This is a genomic window from Saccharopolyspora halophila (assembly GCF_039531955.1).
Classification (GTDB): Bacteria; Actinomycetota; Actinomycetes; order Mycobacteriales; family Pseudonocardiaceae; genus Saccharopolyspora; species Saccharopolyspora halophila.
Genome location: NZ_BAAARA010000004.1, coordinates 96921 through 119107, shown reverse-complemented (window position 1 = coordinate 119107; position 22187 = coordinate 96921). Strand labels below are relative to the sequence as shown.

Below are 22187 nucleotides of genomic sequence, written 5' to 3'. Positions count from 1 at the left end.
GCGGACTCGAGCTCGGCGGCTTCCAACTCGGTCGCGTCGAACTCGGCGGGTGCGGTCAAGGATTTCTTCATATCAGGGACAGTGTCCCACGACCCGCGACCGAATTTCACGCACGAAACCGGGTGACCCGCATTGCGCTGGGGCTCACGGGTTCTGCCACCACTCGGCGCCGAGCTGTCCGCCGCCGACCAGCACCGCCGGGCCGGTGAGCGTGGAGCCGGCCGAGGTGATCTCCACCTCGACGGTGCCGCCGGGGACGTGCACCACGCGAGAGCCGGTGTCCTCGCCTGCTGCGCGCAGGGCGGCGGCGGTGGCCGCGACCGTGCCGGTACCGCAGGAGCGGGTCTCGCCTACGCCGCGCTCGTGCACGCGCATCCGCACCTCGTCCCCGCCGAGCGGCTGGACGAACTCGATGTTCACCCCGTCCGGGAACAGCCCGGTGTCGCGCGGGGGCGTGCCGGTGAGGTCCAGCGCGTCCAGGTCGACATCGCCGACGCAGGCCAGGTGCGGGTTGCCGACGTCGACCGCGACCCCGGCGAAGTCCACCCCGGAGACGCTGGTGGCCGATTCGCCGAAGAACTTGATCTGCCCCATCTGCACGGTGACCCGCCCGTCCGGGCGGGTGCGCACCGGGCGCACTCCGGCACGGGTGCCGATCAGCAGCTCACCGGGCTCGGCCAGGCCGGACTCGACCAGGTAGCGGGCGAACACGCGCACGCCGTTGCCGCACATCTCGGCGATCGACCCATCGGCGTTGCGGTAGTCCATGAACCACACGTCGGCCGGGACGTCGGCGGGAGCGTCGGGCAGCGCGCCGGTCCGGATCACGCGCAGCACGCCGTCGGCGCCGAGCCCGCGGCGGCGGTCGCACAGCGCCCGCACCCGCTCGGCGGTGAGCTCCAGCTCGCCGCCGGTGTCGGGCAGGATGACGAAGTCGTTCTGGGTGCCGTGCCCCTTGACGAACGCGGGTCCTCGATTGCGCACGAGACCAGTCTACGGAGCCAGCAGTTCGCGCACGCGCTCCACCAGCGCGTCCTCGGCGGCGTCGAACCAGTGGATGCGATCGTCGCGCCGGAACCAGGAGCGCTGCTTGCGCACGAAGCGGCGGGTCGAGCGCGCGGTCTCGGCCGCGGCGGCGGCCATGTCCCCCGCTCCGTCGAACTCGGCCAGCACCTGCTGGTACCCCAGAGCGCGCGAGGCGGTCTTGCCGTGCCGCAGACCCTGTTCCTCGAGGGCGCGCACCTCGTCGACCAGCCCGGCGTCGAACATCCGGGTGACGCGCTGGTCGACGCGATCGTCCAGCGCCTCGACCGGGCGGTCCAGGCCGACCAGGACCGTTCCGTAGCGGGGGGCACCAGGGGTGGGCATGTTCGCCGAGAACGGCTCGCCGGTGATCTCGATGACCTCGAGCGCGCGCACGATGCGGCGGCCGTTGCTCACCAGGATCGACTCGGCGGCCTTCGGATCGAGCTCGGCCAGCCGACGGTGCAACTCGGCGGGGCCGACCCTGGCGAGCTCCTCCTCGTAGCGCTGACGCACCCGCTCGTCGGTGCCGGGGAAGGACAGCTCGTCGACCACGGACTGCACGTACAGCCCGGAGCCGCCGACCAGCACCGGCGTGCGGCCGCGGGCGAGCACATCGGCCACCGCGGCGCGCGCGTGCCGCTGGTAGGCGGCCACCGAGGCGGTCTCGGTGACCGCCAGCACGTCGAGCTGGTGGTGCGGGATGCCGCGCCGCTCGTCGACGGGGAGCTTCGCGGTGCCGATGTCCATCCCGCGGTAGAGCTGCATCGCGTCGGCGTTGATCACCTCGCCGTCGAAGCTCTCGGCGAGCTCGAGGGCGAGCTCGGACTTGCCGGTGGCGGTGGGGCCGACGACGGCGATCGGGTGGGCTAGAGCAGACACACCGAAACCCTATGAGCGCCGATCGGCGGTTTCGGCACCGGCCGCTTGCACCGCCGAGTGAAATCGATCTGTGTCAACGACCACCCGTTCGGCGGGAAAATCCGCCAGACTGGATATGGCGTCCGAACAGGGCTCGGCGCGATCATCCGCGCAGCGGAACGGGGGCGAGCACCCCCTGCCCGCTGCAGCCGAACGGGTGAACGATGACAATGAAGCCGTGCAGGTCATGAGACCCGTTGGGTGATCCCGGCGGTTTCAGCCGGGCACCGATTCGGGCACGGAGTACCGGATCGGCGCCTGACCTGTTTGAATTCGCCAGCGACGGCCGGATCACCGAGAGGTTCGGGTCGACGCTGCTGGGCCCCGCCGAGGTGGGGCGCCCGTGCCGGACACGGGCATCGGAGCGGGCACGCAAGGAGGAAGCCGGCCATGACGCACCAGGACACGACCCCCGATGCGGTCGCCAAGAAGGCGGCCGAGGACTCGACCGCCAGCGCCACCGGGTCACCAGCGGCCGCGCCCGCGGTACCGACGGCTTCCCACGACCCCGCCAAGTGGGGCCGGGTCGACGACGACGGCTCGGTCTACGTCAGCACCGCCGACGGTGAGCGGATGGTCGGGTCCTGGCAAGCCGGGGAGCCGTCCGAGGGCCTCGCCTTCTACGCGCGCAAGTTCGACGACATGCTCACCGAGGTCGAACTCCTCGAGACCCGGCTGAAAAACAACGCCGGGGAGCCCAAGCACACCCTGTCCAACGCCAAGCACCTTCGGGAGTCGCTGACCGACGCCGCGGTGGTGGGCGACCTGGGCGCGCTCACCGCCCGCATCGACCACCTGATCGCGCGCGCCGAGCAGGCCGTGGAGGGCGCCAAGCACGAGCGGGAGCGCGCTCGCGCGGACGCGGTCGCGCGCAAGGAATCCCTGGTCACCGAGGCCGAGGAGATCGCAGCCGAGGCCACGCACTGGAAGTCGGCTGGCGACCGGCTGCGGCAGATCCTCGAGGAGTGGAAGAAGATCAAGGGGGTCGACCGCAAGACCGACGAACAGCTGTGGCGCCGGTTCTCCAAGGCCCGCGACGCCTTCAGCCGACGACGCGGTTCGCACTTCGCCGAGCTGGACCGGCAGCGCGCCGAGTCCAAGGCGCGCAAGCAGGAGCTGGTCGACGAGGCCGAGTCGCTGACCGAGTCCACCGACTGGGGCGAGACCGCCACCCGCTACAAGCAGCTGATGTCGGAGTGGAAGGCCACCGGCCGCGCGCCCAAGGACAGCGACGAGGCGCTGTGGCAGCGGTTCCGCGCGGCGCAGGACCGCTTCTTCAGCCGCAGGTCCGAGGCGTTCTCCGAGCGCGACGCCGAGTTCGCCGAGAACGCCAAGCTCAAGGAGGAGCTGCTGGTCGAGGCCGAGCAGATCGATCCCTCCGAGGACCTCAAGACCGCGCAGGCGCAGCTGCAGAAGGTGCAGGAGCGCTGGGACGCCATCGGCAAGGTGCCGCGCGAGCGGATGCGCGAGCTGGAGGGCAAGCTGCGCGCGGTCAGCGACCGGGTCCGCCAGGCGGCAGACGCCCAGTGGCGGCGCACCGACCCGGAGGCCCAGGCCCGCGTGGATCAGTTCCGCGAGCGGGTGGAGCAGTTCGAGGCGCAGGCGGAGAAGGCGCGCGCGGCGGGAGATGAGCGCCGGGCCAAGCAGGCCGACGACCAGGCCGCGCAGTGGCGCGAGTGGCTGGCGGCCGCCGAGCAGGCCATCGAGAACCGCTGACGGTCGGAAGCGACGGCGCCCACGCCCCGTGAAGTCGTCCCCGAGGGGTGTGGGCGCCGTTCGTTCAACGGCTAGGGGGCCGGGTCACTCGTCGCGGGTCCAGAGGATGCGGATCCACTGGACGGCGAGGACGACCATGCAGATGACCGCCAGGACGAGCCCGATGCCCGGTCCGGTGTGCCCGCCGGTGTTGCGCGACCAGATGGCGACCATGCCCTCGAACGCGACCACGACACCGGCCAGCCCCGCGACGAAGGCGAGCATCCAGAAGCGGGTCATCAGGGCCAGCGCGCCGAAGACCAGGCCGACGATCGTGCAGTTGATCGCGAACAGGTGCGGCAGCAGACCGACGTCCTCGGAGGGGTCGGTCTGGCCGGTGAGCACCTGCCAGCCCGCGCTCTCTGCGGTCCACGGCAGCAGCGAGCTCACGACCAGCACCAGCAGCACGATCGCGATCACGAACGCCTTGGGTCCGGGATCGATCCGCGAGGTGATCAGGATCTTCGGCTTGGTCCCGGCGGGCCGATCCGCGTTGTCCTGCTCGCTCAACATGCACATCCCTGCTGGGTAGGCTGCGGGTCCGGAGCCGGCGCACCGATGCTGGGCAGTCCGAGGCTGACCCCGGAGGTCTTCGGCTTGACGCCCTCCTCCCAGTGGTCGCCCGCGCGGGTGCGGCGGTGGCCGCTGATGTCGGTATCGGCGACCAGGTGGTGCGGGGCCGCCTTGGTGATCGTGGTGCGCACCAGATCACCGGGCCGGATCTCGCGGTCGATCGCGCCGACCGGGGTGAAGTGCACCAGCCGCCCGTCGCGGGCACGGCCGGACATCCGCTGCGTCTCGGCGTTCTTGCGCCCCTCGCCCTCGGAGACCAGCAGCTCGACCTCGCGGCCGACGAGCTTGCCGTTCTCCTCCCAGGAGATCTCGTTCTGCAGCGCCACCAGGCGCTCGTAGCGCTGCTGCACGACCTCCTTGGGCAGCTGGTCCGGCAGGTCGGCGGCCGGGGTCCCCTCGCGCTTGGAGTACTGGAAGGTGAACGCGCTGGAGAAGCGCGCCTGCCGCACGACCTCCAGGGTCTCCTCGAAGTCCTCCTCGGTCTCGCCGGGGAAGCCGACGATGATGTCGGTGGTGATGGCCGCCTCCGGCATCGCCTCGCGGACCTTGCGCACGATGTCGAGGTAGCGGGTGCTGCGGTAGGAGCGGCGCATCGCCTTGAGGATCCGGTCCGAGCCGGACTGCAGCGGCATGTGCAGCTGCGGGCACACGTTCGGCGTCTCTGCCATCGCCTCGATGACGTCGTCGGTGAAGTCGCGCGGGTGCGGCGAGGTGAAGCGGACCCGCTCCAGGCCCTCGATCTCCCCGCAGGAGCGCAGCAGCTTGCCGAAGGCGTAGCGGTCGCCGAACTCCACGCCGTAGGCGTTGACGTTCTGCCCCAGCAGCGTCACCTCGAGAACGCCCTCGGAGACCAGCGCCTGGACCTCGTTGAGGACCTCGCCGGGGCGGCGGTCCTTCTCCTTGCCGCGCAGCGACGGGACGATGCAGAAGGTGCAGGTGTTGTTGCAGCCCACCGAGACCGAGACCCAGCCGGAGTAGGCGGAGTCGCGCTTGGCGGGCAGCGTGGACGGGAAGACGTCGAGGGATTCGAGGATCTCGACCTCGGCCTCCTGGTTGTGCCGCGCGCGTTCGAGCAGCGTCGGCAGCGAGCCGAGGTTGTGCGTGCCGAAGACGACGTCGACCCAGGGCGCCTTGCGCACGATGGTGTCGCGGTCCTTCTGCGCGAGGCAGCCGCCGACGGCGATCTGCATGTCCGGGTTGCGGTCCTTCTGCGGCCGCATGTGCCCGAGGGTGCCGTAGAGCCGGTTGTCGGCGTTCTCCCGAACCGCGCAGGTGTTGAAGACGACCACGTCGGCCGCGTCGTCCGCGCCGGCATCGCTGCGCACGTACCCGGCGTCTTCCAGCATGCCCGCGAGACGCTCCGAATCGTGCACGTTCATCTGGCAGCCGAAGGTTCGGATCTCGTAGCTTTGGGGAACGCCATCCTTGTTCGGCATCACGCCCGCCCTCCGAAGACCACGGCCGGTTCATGTTTGCAGCCGAAGGTTCGGATCTCGTACGTCTTCGTGCTCACCGTTCCACGGTAGCGCCTGGTCAGATCGCAGATTCACCCGCCCGGAGCACTGCGGGGACACCTTCGAGGAGCCGAACGGGCATCTCGATCCGAACCGGCCACCGCAACGCCCGGCGCTCGCCCGGAAAGCTGAGCGCAGGATCGGCCGTTCGCGCAACTTGGTTACCGCGCGCAACTACCAGATGCGCAAACGGGGGATACACACGCTTCGCGACTCCGCTGCGTAATCATTTTGAAACATCGCATCGCTTGTTTCCTATGGACTATCCCCCACCTGGCGGCTTAAGTTTCGGCCAACGAAAACCATTCGTCGCTTTTTGGGAGATTGAATGACCGCAGCCCCCACGGACGTGCCGATGATCCGGATGTCCGCGGTCGAGAAGCACTTCGGCTCGTTGCACGTGCTGCGGACGATCGACCTCGACGTGCCCCAGGGCCAGGTGGTCGTCGTGCTCGGCCCATCGGGCTCGGGCAAGTCGACGCTGTGCCGCGCGATCAACCGGCTGGAGCCGATCGACTCCGGCGCGATCGAGATCGACGGGACCCCGCTGCCCGCCGAGGGGCGCTCGCTCGCCGAGCTGCGCGCCGATGTCGGCATGGTGTTCCAGCAGTTCAACCTCTTCGCGCACAAGACGATCCTGGAGAACGTCACGCTCGGGCCGATCAAGGTCCGCAAGCAGAGCGCCGAGGAAGCCCGCACCGAAGCGATGCGGTTGCTCGAGCGGGTCGGCATCGCCGACCAGTCCGACAAGTACCCGGCGCAGCTCTCCGGTGGTCAGCAGCAGCGGGCGGCGATCGCCCGGGCGCTGGCGATGAAGCCGAAGGTGATGCTCTTCGACGAGCCGACCTCGGCGCTCGACCCGGAAATGGTCAACGAGGTCCTCGACGTCATGGCCGGTCTCGCGGACGAAGGCATGACCATGCTGGTCGTCACGCACGAGATGGGCTTCGCCCGCCGTGCCGCGCACCGCGTGCTGTTCATGGCCGACGGCGAGGTGGTCGAGGACGCCAAGCCCGAGAAGTTCTTCGACGATCCGAAGAGCGACCGGGCCAAGGACTTCCTCGGGAAGATTCTCACTCACTAGTCACCACCAAACAGGAAGGGCAGTGCGAGATGCGAGGCAAGAGGTTTCGGCTTCTCACCGGCGTGACCGCCACACTGGCGCTGGCGTTGACCGCGTGCGGCGGTGGCGGCGGCCAGGACCAGCTCGGCGGCGGTAGCGACGCTCCCGAGGTCAAGGTCGAGGAGAACGTCCAGTTCGAGCCCGGCACGACCATGGAACGGCTGCAGCAGGCCGACAAGATCCGGATCGGCACCAAGTTCGACCAGCCGCTGTTCGGTCTCAAGGTCGGCGACACCCCGCAGGGCTTCGACGTCGAGATCGCCAAGATCATCTCGGCGAAGATGGGCATCGCGCCGGAGAAGATCGAGTGGGTCGAGGCGCCGAGCAAGACCCGCGAGGAGATCATCCGCTCCGACCGGGTCGACATGGTGGTGGCCACCTACACGATCAACGACGAGCGCAAGGAGCGGGTCAGCTTCGCCGGGCCGTACTACCAGGCGGGCCAGGACCTGATGGTCAAGTCGGACAACAACGAGATCACCGGGCCGGAGTCGCTGCGCGAGACCGGCGCCAAGGTGTGCTCGGTGACCGGCTCCACGCCCGCCGAGGAGATCAAGAAGTACGTCGACCCGGCCAACCTGGTGCTCTTCGACGTCTACTCCAAGTGCGGCGACGCGCTGCGCACCGGGCAGGTGCAGGCCGTGACCACCGACAACGTCATCCTGATGGGTCTGGTCAACGACAGCGACGGCGAGTTCAAGCTGGTCGACAACGCCTTCACCGAGGAGCCCTACGGCATCGGCATCAAGAAGGGCGACGTGAAGTTCTGCGAGTTCATCAACCAGAGCTTGCAGCAGGCGAGCGAGGACGGCAGCTACGCCAAGGCCTGGGAGGCCACCGCGGGCAAGGTCGCCAACGAGACTCCGAAGCTCCCGCAGCCCCAACCCTGCAGCTGACCTGATCGCGGAATGGGGGTGCCGTCCGGCGCGGTCGGCACCCCCATCGCATGCCCGGAGTGAAACTTGCAAGTCATCATCGACAACCTGCCGCTGTACGCCAGCGGCATTCTCCGCACGCTGCACATCTGCCTGCTCGCGGGAGTTCTGGCGCTGGTCATCGGCACCATCGTCGCCGGATTCCGGGTCTCGCCGCTGCCTCCGCTGCGGGCGGCGGGCACCTCCTGGGTCAACGTGCTGCGCAACTGCCCGCTGACCGTGGTGCTGTTCTTCATGGCCTTCGGCCTGCCGGAACTGGGCTTCAACGGCTCGTACTTCTGGTTCGGCACGATCGGCCTGGCGCTCTACACCTCGGCGTTCGTCTGCGAGGCGCTCCGGAGCGGGATCAACGCGGTTCCGCCCGGACAGGCCGAGGCGGCGCGCGCGGTCGGACTGACCTTCGGTCAAACGCTGGGTCAGGTCGTGCTCCCGCAGGCGGTTCGCACCGTCATCCCGCCGCTGGGCAACGTGCTCATCGCGATGATCAAGAACTCGGCGCTGGTCGGCGCCTTCGGCGTCGGCGGTGACCTGTTCTACGTCGGCGAGACGCTGACCTCGGCGCGCGGCCTCGCCGCCCTGCCGGTGCTGATCGGGGTGACGCTCGGGTACCTCGTGCTGACCATCCCGGCCGGCCTGCTGCTGGGCTACCTGGAGCGGAAGGTGGCGATCGCGCGATGAGCAACAACGCGGTGCTGTACGAAACGCCGGGGCCCAAGGCCAAGCGCCGATCGATGATCTACAGCGTGATCGTCGGCGCGCTGCTGCTCGCCGTGGTCGGCTGGGTGGTGCTCACGCTGGCCGAGCAGGGTCAGATGACCGCCGAGAAGTGGGGTCCGCTGCTGGACCCGACCAACGCGACGTTCGCTTCGCTGTGGGGCATGCTCGGCGAGGGTCTGGTCAGCACTCTGACCGCAGCCGGACTGGCGATGGTGTTCTCGCTGGTCATCGGAACCCTGATCGGAGTCACCCGACTGGTCAGCGCGCCCTGGTACCGCTGGGCCGTGGTCGGCGTCGTGGAGCTGCTGCGCGGCATCCCGGTGGTCATCACGATCTTCTTCGCCTTCCGGGTGCTGCCCTCGTTCGGGATCGACCTGGAACCGCTGTGGTACCTGGTCATCGGTCTGACCGCGTACAACTCGGTGATCATCGCCGAGATCGTGCGCGCCGGCATCCTGTCGCTGCCGCAGGGGCAGAGCGAGGCCGCCTACGCGATCGGCATGCGCCGGGGGCAGGTGCTGACCAACGTTCTGCTGCCGCAGGCGTTCCGGGCCATGCTGCCCGCGCTGATCAGCCAGCTCGTGGTGATCCTCAAGGACACGTCCCTGGGCTTCATCGTCTCCTACGAGGACACGGTCCGGACCGCGCAGTACATCATTCAGAGGCTGGACAACCCGATCCAGACCTACGTGGTGGTGGCTGCGCTGTTCATCCTGATCAACTACCTGCTGAGCAGGCTGGCGACCTACGTCGAACACCGCCTCAGCGGTGGGCGCAAGTCGACCGGGAAGGCCGTGCACGCCGAAGACGCGGGCCGCACGGGCGGCACTGCCACCTGACGCGGAACGGCACGAAGAAGGGGGCGCTTCCAACCGGAGGCGCCCCCTTTCATCTGTTCCCCGGACCCGCAGCTGCCGCACCGCGATGGCGAGCGCGAGGCCGCGATCACGCCGGTTTCGGGCGGACGCGTTCTCGGACAAAAACCCCAGTTCAGGCGAGTGGCACGAGTGCTCGAGCCTGCGTCCTCCACTACCAGTTCTCGGTTTCGCGCGCTTGACGTCGGCGTGACCGATCGAAATCTCACCTGGCTGGATCGATTGTGAAACACGCGACAAAGCGGTTAATGTGACTGCCGCCATGAGGCGCCAACGTCGTCGCCCGGTTCCCCAGCTCAACCTTCCGGAGGCGAGATGACGACGCCCCTGCATCCTGTGATCGAACAGGTCACCCAGCGGATCGCGGAGCGCTCCTCCCGGACCCGCACCGCCTACCTCGAGCGCATCCGCGCGGCCGCGGACGAGGACCGTCCCGCCCGCACCGAGCTGCCCTGCAGCAACCTCGCGCACGGTTTCGCCGCTTGCAGCGGCCAGGATCGGCTCGCCGTGAAGGGCGCCGAGAAGCCCGGTGTCGCGATCGTGTCGGCCTACAACGACATGCTTTCCGCGCACCAGCCCTACGTCGACTTCCCGGCGTGGCTCAAGGACGCGGTGCGCGAGGCCGGCGGGGTCGCCCAGGTCGCGGGCGGCGTGCCCGCGATGTGCGACGGGATCACGCAGGGCCGCACCGGCATGGAGCTGTCGCTGTTCTCCCGGGACGTGATCGCGATGGCCACCGGTGTCGCGCTGTCCCACGAGATGTTCGACGGGGCGCTGCTGCTCGGCGTCTGCGACAAGATCGTGCCGGGCCTGCTGATCGGCGCGCTGTCCTTCGGCCACCTGCCGACGGTCCTGGTGCCCGCCGGGCCGATGCCCTCGGGCCTGCCGAACAAGGAGAAGAGCCGGATCCGGCAGCTGTTCGCCGAGGGCAAGGCGACGCAGGAGGATCTGCTGGAGGCCGAGTCGGCCTCGTACCACTCCCCCGGCACCTGCACCTTCTACGGCACGGCCAACTCCAACCAGCTGGTCGTCGAGGTGATGGGCCTGCACCTGCCGGGGTCGAGCTTCGTCGCCCCGGGCACGCCGCTGCGCCGGGCGCTGACCGACGAGGCGGGAAACCAGGTCGTGCGGCTGGCGCAGAACGGCGGCGCGTCGATCGGTGAGCTGCTGGACGAGAAGGCGATCGTCAACGGCGTGGTCGGACTGCTGGCCACCGGCGGGTCGACCAACCACACGCTGCACCTCCCCGCCATCGCCGCGGCCGCGGGTATCCAGCTGACCTGGGACGACTTCGCGGATCTGTCGGCGGCGGTGCCGTCGCTGGGCAAGGTCTACCCGAACGGTTCGGCCGACATCAATCACTTCGCCGCCGCCGGTGGTGTGCAGACGCTGATCGGGCAGCTGCTCGACGCCGGCCTGCTGCACCCGGACGTGCAGACCGTCGCCGGGCCCGGTCTCGACCGCTACCGGCAGCAGCCCTTCCTCGACGACGGCGAGCTGGTGTGGCGCGATGGACCGGCCGAGAGCCTGGACCCGGAGGTGCTGCGCGACGTCGCCGAGCCGTTCGCGCCCGAGGGTGGGATGCGCGTGCTGGAGGGCAACCTCGGCCGCGCGGTGACCAAGGTGTCGGCCGTCGAGCCAGCGAACCGCACGGTCACCGCCCCGGCACGGGTGTTCGACGACCAGCACGAGTTCTCCGCGGCGTTCAAGTCCGGCGAGATCGACCACGACGTCGTGGTGGTCATCCGCAACCAGGGCCCGCAGGCCAACGGCATGCCCGAGCTGCACGGGCTCACCCCGGCGCTGGGCGTGCTGATGGATCGGGGTCACCAGGTCGCGCTGGTCACCGACGGACGCATGTCCGGCGCGTCGGGCAAGGTCCCCTCGGCCATCCAGCTCACCCCGGAGGCCACCGCGGGCGGCCCGCTGGCGAAGGTGCGCGACGACGACGTGGTCCGGTTCGACGCCGAGCGCGGGACCCTGGAGGTCCTGGTGCCCGACGACGAGCTGTCCAGCCGGGAACCGGCCGACGGGGCGAACCCGGAACCGTACGGGACCGGGCGGGAGCTGTTCGCCGCGTTCCGCAGCACGGTCGGCCGCGCCGATCAGGGCGCGAGCGTGTTCACTCAGCTCCAGCCGGAGAACTCCGAGGTGCGAGCATGACCGGCGGCGGGAAGCACCGCCAGGAGGACGAGGAAGAAACGAAGATGAACACCGCAGCCGATGTATTCGACCTGGCACCGGTCGTGCCGGTCGTCGCGCTGGAGGACGCCGGGCACGCGGTCCCGCTGGCCGAGGCCCTGCTGCGCGGCGGGATCCGGACCATCGAGGTCACCCTGCGCACCTCGGCCGGGCTTCCGGCGATCGAGCGCATCGCCGCCGAGGTCCCCGGCATGGTGGCCGGAGCGGGCACCGTCACCGAGGTCGGGCAGGCCAAGCAGGCCGCCGACGCCGGCGCGCAGTACCTGGTCACGCCCGGCGTGACCGACCGGTTGCTGGACGACGTGGAGGCCTCCGGCGTGCCGTACCTGGCCGGGGCGGGCTCGGTGTCCGAGGCGATGCGGCTGGCCGAGCGCGGGGTGAGCGCGATGAAGTTCTTCCCCGCCGAGGCCGCGGGCGGTGTGCCCTTCCTGAAGGGCATCGCCGGACCGCTGCCGAAGCTGCGGTTCTGCCCCACCGGCGGGATCAGCATCGGCAACGCGCCGGACTACCTGGCGCTGCCCAACGTCGGCTGCGTCGGCGGTTCCTGGCTGACCCCGAAGGACCTGCTGGCCGCCGGCGACTGGGACAAGATCGAGCAGCTGGCCGCCGAGGCGGCTGCGCTGCGCTGAGCCGATGGTCGAACATCCCCGGAGACCGAGTCTCCGGGGATGTTCTGCTGCGCGTCCTGTCGCGCGCTACGGGCCTCAGGCCAGCAGCTTCATCGCTTCGGGGATGGAGTCGACGACCGGGAACCCGGCCGCTTCCAGCTTGTTCCGGTGCATCACGCCGGTGGTGACCAGGATGCAGTCGGCGCCGGCTTCGTCGGCGGCGTGCGCGTCGTCGAGGACGTCGCCGACGAGCACCACGTCGGCGGGGTCCAGCTGCTGGAACCGCAGGTGTTCGCGCAGGTGCGCCGCCTTCGAACCGCCACCGATCGAGCTGCGCAGCCCGTCCACCCGGGCGAAGCACTCGTGCAGCCCGCGCGCGGTGACGAGGTCGACCAGCTCCTCGTGGAACCACATCGACAGCAGCGACTGCGAGCCGCCCGCGTCCGCCCAGTCGTCGAGGGCGTGCGGGACGCCTTCGGCCATGCCGCAGGTGTCCAGCAGTCCGCGGTAGACGTCGTGGTAGAGCAAGTCGACCCGAGCCCAGTCCTGCTCGCTGAGCTCGCGGCGCAGCAGCTGCTCGTAGCACTTCGACAGCGGCCGCTTGTACAGCTCCCGCCACTCGTGGATGTCGACGTGGTCGCGTCCGAACGCGGTGCACACCTCGTTCACCGCCGAGACCACCGCGTGGTTGTCGTCCAGGAGAGTGCCGTTCCAGTCCCACACGATGTGCCGTGGAGTCGTCGCCATAGCCGGTCACTCTACGAAACGCCCCCGACTGACCGGTACCGCCGTCCCAGTCCGAGAGACCCGCCCCACCTTTCGAGCGCGGGCCGCAAGCCCTACTTCGACGGCCCCGAAAGCGCTGCGCGAACCGCGATCGGAGCGGCCTCTCAGAACTGACCTCTGTAATAGACGGTTTGTTCCGCGAAGTAGTTCGGTTGCACCGAGATCTGCAGTTCGCCCGGATCAGGACCCACGCTGTACACGGTGGTGAAGGTGGTCTCACCACCCGGCGGCAACTGAACGTTCGGGAGCGGGTCTCCCGCCGTGTAGGCCTGCTGAGCGACTCGACCGTTGTGCTGGGCGGTGAGTCTGGTCTGCATGACGTCGTACTCGTCGTCGCCGTCGTTTCGAACGGTCACGTCCACCGCGACCTGACGCTCGTCCCCCGCCGGCCCCGAGTACGGATTGTCAGGGGTGTGCGCCCGCGGCTCGGCGAGCGTCACGGTCTCGCCACCGGGCCAGGTGTGGGATTGCCCGAAGGCCAGGCTGATCACCTCGCCCTGCGCGGAATCGCCGCTACCACCGGCCGCCGGGGGCTGTGGTTCACCCCCGGATGCCGGACCCCGCGGAGCTCCGACCTGCGAATCGCGCACGCTCTCATCGATGGAGCTCATCAGGCCGCCGAAAACCACCAGGCTGCCGATGAACGCCACCGCACCGAGCGCCGTCCCGACGTAGGCGATCACCTTGTTGCTGGCTGTACCTCTGTGCGCTCGAACGATGCCGATAGCACCCAGCACGATCGCCAAAACTCCCAGGATGAACCCAAAGAACCCGATGATCGGAATGAACGCCAGAAGCACCCCGATGATCCCCAGGATTAAGGCCGCAGTCCCCATCCCATTACTCGTCGCGCGCGATGGCTCCCCTTCCACCATGATTTGCCCCTCACCGATTCCGCCCAATAGGGCGTAATGTCCGGATTGGGCACGGTACTCGGCCAATAGCAATGATCGGTAGAACTATCTGAAGATCTTCCGGCGGACTGCTGATGGACATGAATCTCAAGGGACTTTCGCCCCAATTCAGAGATCCATAGTTCTGGCACGACTCCGTTGCCCCCCGGTGCGACCGACCACACCCCTGCTGTCGGCCGGCCGACACCTGGGGTGTTACTCGTGCGGTGCGATTTCGGTCCGCAGCTGCGACCCACGGTCCCGTGCGGAGCTTCCCGGCGTCAGAGGAGGTCGGCGCCGGGGTCCGCCTCGTCCGCCGATTCGATCTCGTCCTTGACCACTCGGTAGGCGAGGCCTTCGGAATAGCCCTTGCGGGCGAGCATTCCGACCAAGCGGCGCATTTTCGCCTGGTGGTCCGCTGAGCGCATGGAGGACAGCTTGCGCTGGACGAGCTCTCGGGCTCGTTCCTCCTCCGACTCCGCGTCGACGTTGGCCAGGGCGGCTTCCACGTGCTGCTCGTCCACGCCCTTGCGGCGCAGTTCGAAGCCGAGGGCCTTGCGGCCCAGACCCTGGTAGCGCTGGCGGGAGTTGACCCACTCCTCGGCGAAGGAGGCGTCGTCGACCAAGCCCGCGTCGACGAACTTCTGCAGCACGGAGTCGACCACTTCCTCGTCGATCTCCTTGCGCAGCAGGGCCTGCCGCAGTTCGGAGTGGCTGCGGGCGCGAACCGCCAGCAGCCGGTAGACGACGTCGCGGGCCTGTGCCGCCGGATCGTCGGCCGGCTTGCGCTTGGACTTGCTCTCCCCGGCCTCGCCGGTGCTATCGGCCCCGGCCGGCCCGGGGAAGCGGGTCCCGCTCCCCCGGCTCGTGCCTTCGTCGTTCATTCGCGCTCAGATCAGGACTCGGCGGGTCAGAAGTCGACAGGGGCGGGCTCAGCGCCGTCAGCCTTACCGGCCTTGTCCGACTTGTCGGTCTTCTCGGACTTCCCGGTCTTCTCGGAGCTCTCGGCGTCCAAGGTGGCCCCGATGCCGAGCTTCTCCTTGATCCGCTTCTCGACCTCGTTGGCCACGTCCGGGTTGTCCCGCAGGAACTTGCGGGCGTTCTCCTTGCCCTGGCCGAGCTGATCGCCCTCGTAGGTGTACCAGGCACCCGACTTGCGGATGATGCTCTGCTCCACGCCCATGTCGATCAGCGAGCCCTCGCGGCTGATGCCGACGCCGTAGAGGATGTCGAACTCGGCCTGCTTGAACGGTGGCGCGACCTTGTTCTTGACGATCTTGACGCGGGTGCGGTTGCCGACCGCGTCGGAGCCGTCCTTGAGCGTCTCGATCCGGCGCACGTCCAACCGCACCGAGGAGTAGAACTTCAGCGCCTTACCACCGGTGGTGGTCTCCGGGGAGCCGAACATGACGCCGACCTTCTCGCGGAGCTGGTTAATGAAGATCGCGGTGGTCTTGGCGCTGTACAGCGCGGAGGTGAGCTTGCGCAGCGCCTGGCTCATCAGGCGGGCCTGCAGACCCACGTGGCTGTCGCCCATCTCGCCCTCGATCTCGGCGCGCGGCACCAGCGCGGCCACCGAGTCGATGACGATGCAGTCCAGCGCACCGGAGCGGATCAGCATGTCCGCGATCTCCAGCGCCTGCTCACCGGTGTCCGGCTGGGAGACCAGCAGCGCGTCGGTGTCCACCCCGATCGCCTTGGCGTACTCCGGGTCCAGCGCGTGCTCGGCGTCGATGAACGCCGCGGTGCCGCCCTGCTGCTGCGAACTGGCCACGGCGTGCAGCGCCACGGAGGTCTTACCGCTGCTCTCCGGGCCGAAGATCTCGACGATGCGGCCACGCGGCAGGCCGCCGATGCCCAGCGCGACGTCCAGCCCGATCGATCCGGTCGGGATCACCTCGACCGGTGGCCGGGTGTCATCACCGAGCCGCATGACCGATCCCTTGCCGAACTGCTTGTCGATCTGGGCGAGCGCCAGGTCCAGCGCCTTGCCCTTGTCCGGTGTCGCTGCTGCCATCGGGATCCACCTCGGTCGAAGATCTGGGGTCTTTCGCGTCTGTGCAGACGCTACGGCTAGGGACCGACAATCCGGCTCTCGGGGCTTGCGGCTGCTCCGGTCCCGCGCCGCCCATACTAGACGAACGGATGTTCGATCATCTGCCCGACACGCCGACCGGTTCGCTCGGTCGTGTGGTGGTGCGATCTGACGCCCAGAGGGGGACACTCGGAATCACAGGCTCCTCGCCTCGCCAAGAGGAGGTGCGCGGATCATGCGCATGGACCGCTATCTGCCGCCGGAGCACCCGTTGAACCGCTTCTACCGGGCCGCGGCGGCCGTGTTCGGCGCCTGCCTGCTGATCTTCGGCGTGCTGGGGCTGACCGACCGGGTCCCGCTGTTCTCCACCCAGGGGATCGACGTCATGGGCCTGTCCAGCAACGGGCTGCTGGCCTTGATCTCGGTCGTGGTCGGCGCGATCCTGATCGGCGCGGCCGCGTGGGGCGGGCCGCTCGCCTCCACCACCACCGCGGTGATCGGCGTGCTGTTCTTCCTGTCCGGGCTGGTCAACATCGGGCTGATGAACACGGCCTGGAACATCCTCGCCTTCGACCTCCGCAACGTGGTGTTCAGCTTCGCGGCGAGCTTCGTGCTGATGTTCATCGGCTTCTACGGGCGGCTCAGCGGCGGACTTCCCGAGGACAACCCCTACGTGCGGTACCGCCATCACGAGCCCCCGGTGCAGGAGGACGCCGACCGGTTGCGCGCGGACGAACGGCGCATCGAGGAGATCGAACCGATGTGCGCCGACGAGGTCGCGGTGGCCGAGGGACATGCGAGCCCCGAGCAGCAGCGCCGGGTGAGCACCGACCGCAGGCGGCGGATGCAGGAGGAGCGCCGCCGCGCCTACGAGGCCTACGAGTCGGCGGGCAAGACCCCGCAGCAGCGGATCAGCTCGCAGAACCCCTGGGCGGACTTCGAAACCAAGAAGGAAGACCTGGGCTCCTGACCCGCGCCAAGGAGGCATTCGGTTCGCGGAACAGCGGCTCCGCCGCGCTCCCGATCGGACCGACGCCGTCACCGAAACGTGCGGCGCGAGCATGACAGTTTTGCCTAGAACTGTCGCATGATCATGCCCGTCTTATCCGGACAGTTTTAGGCAAAACTGTCACCACCTCCGCGCAAACCGCAGGCTGAAGCCTCTCCCCGGGGAAAGGTGTCGCGTTAGCGGCGGGTGTGGGGGACCTCGAAGGCTTCGCAGACGGCTTTCCAGACCTGCTTGGTGGACACGCCGGCTTCCAGGGCCTCGTCCACGGTGCACCCGCCCAGCTCGGAGAAGACGTGGTCCTGGGCGAGCATCTCTGCCCGCGTGCGGCCGAACTCCTCGGCCATCCGCGAGCGGAAGTCGGTGTGACGCATCGCCGACCAGCCTACGTGGTGGCGCGGGCCGCGTTGCGGGCGAGCGCCCGCCCACCGCGGTTTGGCGGGCGGGCGGGAGCGCCTAGGCTGGTGACGTGCTGTTGTTGATGCAGGCCGACCCGACCGGGCTGTCCACTCCGCTCGGCAAGATCGCGATCGCGGCGACGCTGATCGCGGTGATCGCGCTCGCGGTGCGCTTCCTCTGGCAGAACCGCGGGAAGTAGCCGCCCACCCCGCGGCCGCGGCAACGCGAGACGTCGGGGTGCTGGTCCAGCATGGGAGATGTGAACGACGTGCTGGACGGATTCTCGGCTGCCACCCGCGACTGGTTCCGCGGCGCCTTCGAGGCGCCCACCGAGGCGCAGCGCGGGGCCTGGGAGGCCATCAACGCGGGCGAGCACGCCCTGGTGGTGGCGCCGACCGGTTCCGGCAAGACCCTGGCCGCGTTCCTGTCCGCGCTGGACCGGCTGGCCGCCGAGGGCAAGCCCGCGGACCCGAAGCGGCGCTGCCGGGTGCTCTACGTGTCACCGATGAAGGCCCTGGCCGTCGACGTCGAGCGCAACCTGCGCGCACCGCTGGCCGGGATCCGGCAGGCCGCGCATCGGCTCGGCGCGCCGGAGCCGGACATCGAGGTCGGGATCCGCACCGGCGACACCCCCGCCGACCAGCGCCGCTCCTTCGCCCGCAAGCCGCCGGACGTGCTGGTCACCACGCCGGAATCGCTGTTCCTGCTGCTCACCTCGGCCGCGCGGGAGTCGCTGCGCGGGATCGAGACGGTGATCGTCGACGAGGTCCACGCGGTCGCGGGCACCAAGCGCGGCGCGCACCTCGCGCTGTCCCTGGAACGCCTGGACGAGCTGTTGCCGCAGCCCGCGCAGCGCATCGGGTTGTCGGCCACGGTCCGGCCGGTCGAGGAGGTCGGCACCTACCTGGCCGGTGGACGTCCGGCCCACGTCATCCAGCCCGCCCACCCCAAGGAGGTCCAGGTGCGGGTGGAGGTGCCGGTCCCGGATCTGACCCAGCTCGGCGCGGGCGACGGCGCGGACCAGGAGCAGACCACCTCGATCTGGCCATCGGTGCAGGAGCGGATCCTGGAGCTGATCCGGCAGCACCGGTCGACCATCGTGTTCGCCAACTCGCGCAGGCTGGCCGAGCGGCTGACCGCGGGCATCAACGAGCTGGCCGCCGAGCGGCCCGAGGAGATGACGCGGTTCCCGGCGGAGGCCGTCGGGGGTTCGGGCATCGGCGCGGGCGCTCCCCCGGTGGTGGCCAGGGCGCACCACGGCTCGATGTCGAAGGAGCAGCGCAACGAGGTCGAGGAGGAGCTCAAGTCGGGCGAGCTGCCGTGCGTGGTGGCCACCTCGTCGCTGGAGCTGGGCATCGACATGGGAGCCGTCGACCTGGTGGTGCAGGTGGAGTCGCCGCCGACGGTCGCCTCCGGGTTGCAGCGCATCGGCCGCGGCGGGCACCAGGTCGGCGCGGTCTCGCGCGGGGTGGTGTTCCCGAAGTTCCGCGGTGACCTCGTGGGCTGCGCGGTGGTCTCCGAGCGGATGGCCGACGGCCTGATCGAGTCCATCGCTTTCCCGCGCAATCCACTGGACGTGCTGGCGCAGCAGGTCGTGTCGATGGTCGCCATGGACGACCTGCCGGTCTCCCGGCTGGCCGCGATGGCGCGCCGGGCGGCGCCGTACGCGGGTCTGCCCGACTCGGCGCTGCACGCGGTCCTGGACATGCTGGCCGGGCGGTATCCGAGCGAGGAGTTCGGCGAGCTGCGCGCGCGGATCGTGTGGGACCGGGTCAACGACGTGCTGCGGGGGCGTCCCGGAGCGCAGCGGCTGGCGGTCACCTCCGGCGGGACCATCCCCGACCGCGGGCTGTTCACCGTGACCACTCCGGGCGATGACGAGGCAGGCCGGGGCGGTGCGCGCGTCGGCGAGCTCGACGAGGAGATGGTCTACGAGTCCCGGGTGGGCGACACGTTCCTGCTGGGCACCAGCTCGTGGCGAGTGGAGGACATCACCCACGACCGGGTGGTGGTCACGCCCGCTCCCGGCACACCGGGCCGGATGCCGTTCTGGCGGGGTGACCAGCCGGGCAGGCCGCTGGAGCTCGGCCGCGCGCTGGGCGCGTTCGTGCGCGAGCTGACCGCGGCCGGCGGCGAGGGCGCGCGGGAGCGCATCGGTTCCGCGGGTCTGGACGAGTGGGCTCAGGACAACCTGCTGGCGTACTTGGACGAGCAGAAGCAGGCCACCCGGCACGTGCCCGACGACCGGACGATCGTGGTGGAGCGGTTCCGCGACGAGCTGGGCGACTGGCGCCTGGTCGTGCATTCGCCGTTCGGCGCGCAGGTCAACGGGCCGTGGGCGCTGGCCATCGGCGCGCGGATCCGGGAACGGCGCGGCGTCGAGCCGCAGCTGGCCTCCTCCGACGACGGCATCGTGCTCCGGCTGGCCGACGCCCTCGACGAGTCCGGCGCCGAGGTGCTGCCCACCGCCGAGGACGTGCTGCTGCCGCCCGCCGAGGTGCAGCAGGTGGTCACCGACGAGGTCGGCGGGTCGGCGTTGTTCGCGGCCCGGTTCCGGGAGTGCGCCGCGCGGGCGCTGCTGCTGCCGCGCCGCGATCCGCGCAAGCGCACGCCGTTGTGGCAGCAGCGCCAGCGCGCCGCGCAGCTGCTCGCGGTCGCCGCCCAGTACGAGCAGTTCCCGATCGTGCTGGAAGCGATGCGCGAGTGCCTTCAGGACGTCTACGACGTGCCGGGGCTGACCGAGCTGATGGGCCAGATCGCCGCGCGCGAGGTGCGGGTCGTGGAGGTCGAGACGCCCGCGCCGTCGCCGTTCGCGCGCAGCCTGCTGTTCGGCTACATCGGCATGTTCCTCTACGAGGCCGACGCCCCGCTCGCCGAGCGTCGTTCCGCGGCGCTGAGCCTGGACTCGACCCTGCTCGCGGAGCTGCTGGGCTCCGAGGCGCTGCGCGAGCTGCTCGATCCGGAGGCGCTGGCCGAGATCGAGCAGCAGCTGCAACGGCTCGCGCCCGACCGGCACGCGCGCGACGCCGAGGGCGCGGTGGATCTGCTGCACTGGCTCGGCGACCTGTCCACATCGGAGGCCGAGCGGCGCGGGGTGCGGCCGGAATGGCTGACCGAGCTCGCCGAGCAGCGGCGCGTGCTCGAGGTGCGCATCGCGGGCGAGAAGCGGTGGATCCCGATCGAGGACGCGGGCAAGGTGCGCGACGCGCTGGGCGTGGCGCTACCGGTCGGGGTGCCGGAGGCGTTCACCGAACCGGTTCCCGACCCGCTCGGCGACCTGCTGATCCGCTACGCGCGCACGCGCGGCCCGTTCCCCGCCGAGCAGGCCGCGCACCGCTTCGGGCTCGGGGTCGCCGTGGTGCACGGGGTGCTGGACCGGCTGACCGGCACCGGCAGGCTGATGCGCGGCGAACTCCGGCCGCTGGCCGCCGGTGGCGGCGCGACGCTGGAGTACTGCGACGCCGAGGTCCTGCGCAGGCTGCGGCGGGCCTCGCTGGCGCGGTTGCGCGCCGAGGTGGAGCCGGTGGAGCCCGCCGCGCTGGGACGGTTCCTGCCCGCTTGGCACGGGATCGGCGCGCGGTTGCGGACAGCGCCGACGATCGACGACGTGCACGCGGTCGTCGAGCAGCTGGCCGGAGCACCGGTGCCGGCCAGTTCGCTGGAGTCGCTGGTGCTGCCCGCGCGGCTGCCCGGCTACTCCCCCGCCCTGCTCGACGAGCTGACCTCGACCGGCGAGGTGACCTGGGTGGGTGCGGGCTCGTTGGCCGGCGGCGACGGCTGGATCGCGCTGGCGCCGACGGACGTGGCCGATCTGCTGCTGCCTGACCCGCCCGAGGAATCGCCGGACTCACCGCTGCACCGGGCGGTTCTGTCCGCATTGGACGGTGGCGCGCTGTTCTTCCGGCAGCTGGCCGACCGGGTCGGCGAGGCCCTGGTCGCCGAGGGCGGGGAAGTCCCCGCCGATGACGCGCTGACCACCGCGCTGTGGGATCTGGTGTGGGCCGGTGCGATCACCAACGACACCCTCGCGCCGCTGCGCGCGCTGGTGTCCGGTCGCGGGGCCGCGCACAAGCCGCGGCGCAGCGCCCCGCGCGGGCGCTACGCGCGGTTGCGCGCGGGCAGGCCGTCGATGCCCGGCCGCACCGGGCCGCCGACGGTGTCCGGTCGCTGGTCGCTGGCGCCTCGGCCGGAGGCCGGGGTGACCAAGCGGGCGCACGCGCGGGCCGAGGCGTTCCTGGAGCGGCACGGGGTGCTCACCAGGGGCGCGCTGGACGTCGAGCGGCTCAGCGGTGGATTTTCCGCGGTGTACAAGGTGTTGCGGGCCATGGAGGAGTCCGGCCGGTGCCGCCGCGGCTACGTGATCGAAGGTCTCGGTGCCGCGCAGTTCGCGGTTCCCGGGGCGATCGACCGGCTGCGCGCGCTGTCCAACGACGACCGGGAGACCGGCGAGGCCGTCGTGCTGGCCGCCGCCGATCCGGCGCAGCCCTACGGCGGGGCGCTCGAATGGCCCGCCCCGATGGGCGACACCCGGCACCGGCCCGGGCGCAAGGCAGGCGCGCTGGTCGTGCTGGTCGACGGCGCGATCGTGTTCTACGTCGAACGCGGCGGCAAGTCCCTGCTCTCGTTCAGCGACGACGAGCAGGCGCTGCGCACGGCCGCGGCCGGGTTGTCCCGCGTGGTGCGCGACGGCTGGATCGACCAGCTCTCGGTCGAGCGGGCCAACGGTGAGAGCGCCTGGAACTCGCGGCTCGCGACCGTTCTCACCGACGCGGGTTTCCGCACCGCGCCCAAGGGGCTGCGGCTGCGCGCGTGAGGTCGAGGG

Annotated in this window: 19 protein-coding genes; 10 read left to right on the top strand and 9 right to left on the bottom strand. The window is 70.2% G+C overall.

The window, feature by feature from the left end; genetic code table 11:
* Positions 1–144: 144 nt before the first annotated feature.
* Positions 145–984, bottom strand: coding sequence for a diaminopimelate epimerase (gene dapF / locus ABD289_RS08090; protein ID WP_344128346.1), 840 nt, complete (start codon positions 982–984; stop codon positions 145–147).
* 9 nt (positions 985–993) lie between these two features.
* Entirely contained in the window at positions 994–1905 is a 912-nt protein-coding gene (miaA, locus tag ABD289_RS08085) for a tRNA (adenosine(37)-N6)-dimethylallyltransferase MiaA (protein ID WP_344128344.1), read from the bottom strand.
* A 429-nt stretch (positions 1906–2334) separates the two neighbouring features.
* Here miaA and ABD289_RS08080 point away from each other — a divergent pair, with 429 nt between their 5' ends.
* Complete coding sequence (locus tag ABD289_RS08080; protein ID WP_344128342.1) at positions 2335–3660, top strand: DUF349 domain-containing protein; 1326 nt, start codon at positions 2335–2337, stop codon at positions 3658–3660.
* Positions 3661–3744: 84 nt separating this feature from the next.
* On the opposite strand, the gene ABD289_RS08075 is transcribed toward ABD289_RS08080, so the two are convergent.
* Both ABD289_RS08075 and miaB read right to left on the bottom strand, forming a co-directional pair.
* Complete coding sequence (locus tag ABD289_RS08075) at positions 3745–4212, bottom strand: Rv2732c family membrane protein (RefSeq protein ID WP_344128340.1); 468 nt, start codon at positions 4210–4212, stop codon at positions 3745–3747.
* Positions 4206–5708 (bottom strand): tRNA (N6-isopentenyl adenosine(37)-C2)-methylthiotransferase MiaB, encoded by a 1503-nt coding sequence (miaB, locus tag ABD289_RS08070; protein WP_344128337.1) that lies wholly within the window; start codon positions 5706–5708, stop codon positions 4206–4208. Before miaB ends, ABD289_RS08075 begins: the two co-directional genes overlap by 7 nt.
* Positions 5709–6141: 433 nt before the next feature.
* Between miaB and ABD289_RS08065 the strand changes: the two genes are divergently transcribed.
* From ABD289_RS08065 to eda, 6 genes are all read left to right on the top strand, one after another.
* Entirely contained in the window at positions 6142–6870 is a 729-nt protein-coding gene (locus ABD289_RS08065; protein WP_344129172.1) for an amino acid ABC transporter ATP-binding protein, read from the top strand.
* 62 nt (positions 6871–6932) lie between these two features.
* Positions 6933–7805: a glutamate ABC transporter substrate-binding protein gene (locus ABD289_RS08060; protein ID WP_344128335.1), complete on the top strand. Its 873-nt coding sequence runs from the start codon at positions 6933–6935 to the stop codon at positions 7803–7805.
* A gap of 66 nt (positions 7806–7871) precedes the next feature.
* The gene (locus tag ABD289_RS08055; protein WP_344128333.1) at positions 7872–8522 is read left to right on the top strand and encodes an amino acid ABC transporter permease; all 651 of its coding nucleotides are present in this window, start codon (positions 7872–7874) and stop codon (positions 8520–8522) included.
* Positions 8519–9400, top strand: a complete 882-nt coding sequence (locus ABD289_RS08050; protein WP_344128331.1) for an amino acid ABC transporter permease — start codon at positions 8519–8521, stop codon at positions 9398–9400. Before ABD289_RS08055 ends, ABD289_RS08050 begins: the two co-directional genes overlap by 4 nt.
* Positions 9401–9751: 351 nt before the next feature.
* On the top strand, positions 9752–11599 hold the full coding sequence (gene edd, locus ABD289_RS08045; protein WP_344128329.1) for a phosphogluconate dehydratase: 1848 nt from the start codon (positions 9752–9754) through the stop codon (positions 11597–11599).
* A 44-nt stretch (positions 11600–11643) separates the two neighbouring features.
* Positions 11644–12267 carry a bifunctional 4-hydroxy-2-oxoglutarate aldolase/2-dehydro-3-deoxy-phosphogluconate aldolase gene (gene eda, locus ABD289_RS08040; RefSeq protein WP_344129170.1) on the top strand — a complete coding sequence of 208 codons (624 nt, stop codon included), beginning with the start codon at positions 11644–11646 and terminating at the stop codon, positions 12265–12267.
* A gap of 75 nt (positions 12268–12342) precedes the next feature.
* Here the strand turns inward: eda and ABD289_RS08035 are convergent, their stop codons facing one another.
* From ABD289_RS08035 to recA, 4 genes are all read right to left on the bottom strand, one after another.
* Positions 12343–12993 carry an HAD family hydrolase gene (locus ABD289_RS08035; protein ID WP_344128326.1) on the bottom strand — a complete coding sequence of 217 codons (651 nt, stop codon included), beginning with the start codon at positions 12991–12993 and terminating at the stop codon, positions 12343–12345.
* 143 nt (positions 12994–13136) lie between these two features.
* A complete protein-coding gene (locus tag ABD289_RS08030; protein ID WP_344128324.1) occupies positions 13137–13973 on the bottom strand; it encodes a DUF4190 domain-containing protein in 837 nt (278 codons plus the stop codon).
* A gap of 233 nt (positions 13974–14206) precedes the next feature.
* Positions 14207–14809, bottom strand: a complete 603-nt coding sequence (locus ABD289_RS08025; RefSeq protein WP_344128322.1) for a regulatory protein RecX — start codon at positions 14807–14809, stop codon at positions 14207–14209.
* Positions 14810–14835: 26 nt separating this feature from the next.
* Positions 14836–15942: a recombinase RecA gene (gene recA / locus ABD289_RS08020; protein ID WP_344128320.1), complete on the bottom strand. Its 1107-nt coding sequence runs from the start codon at positions 15940–15942 to the stop codon at positions 14836–14838.
* A gap of 253 nt (positions 15943–16195) precedes the next feature.
* Between recA and ABD289_RS08015 the strand changes: the two genes are divergently transcribed.
* Positions 16196–16930 (top strand): DUF4383 domain-containing protein, encoded by a 735-nt coding sequence (locus tag ABD289_RS08015; protein WP_344128318.1) that lies wholly within the window; start codon positions 16196–16198, stop codon positions 16928–16930.
* A 215-nt stretch (positions 16931–17145) separates the two neighbouring features.
* Here ABD289_RS08015 and ABD289_RS08010 read toward each other — a convergent pair whose 3' ends face one another.
* A complete protein-coding gene (locus tag ABD289_RS08010; protein WP_344128316.1) occupies positions 17146–17340 on the bottom strand; it encodes a DUF3046 domain-containing protein in 195 nt (64 codons plus the stop codon).
* A gap of 95 nt (positions 17341–17435) precedes the next feature.
* On the opposite strand from ABD289_RS08010, the gene ABD289_RS08005 reads away from it, so the two are divergent.
* Positions 17436–17564, top strand: a complete 129-nt coding sequence (locus ABD289_RS08005) for a hypothetical protein (protein ID WP_344128314.1) — start codon at positions 17436–17438, stop codon at positions 17562–17564.
* Between the two features lie 51 nt (positions 17565–17615).
* The gene (locus ABD289_RS08000; protein WP_425564614.1) at positions 17616–22178 is read left to right on the top strand and encodes an ATP-dependent helicase; all 4563 of its coding nucleotides are present in this window, start codon (positions 17616–17618) and stop codon (positions 22176–22178) included.
* Positions 22179–22187 lie beyond the last annotated feature (9 nt).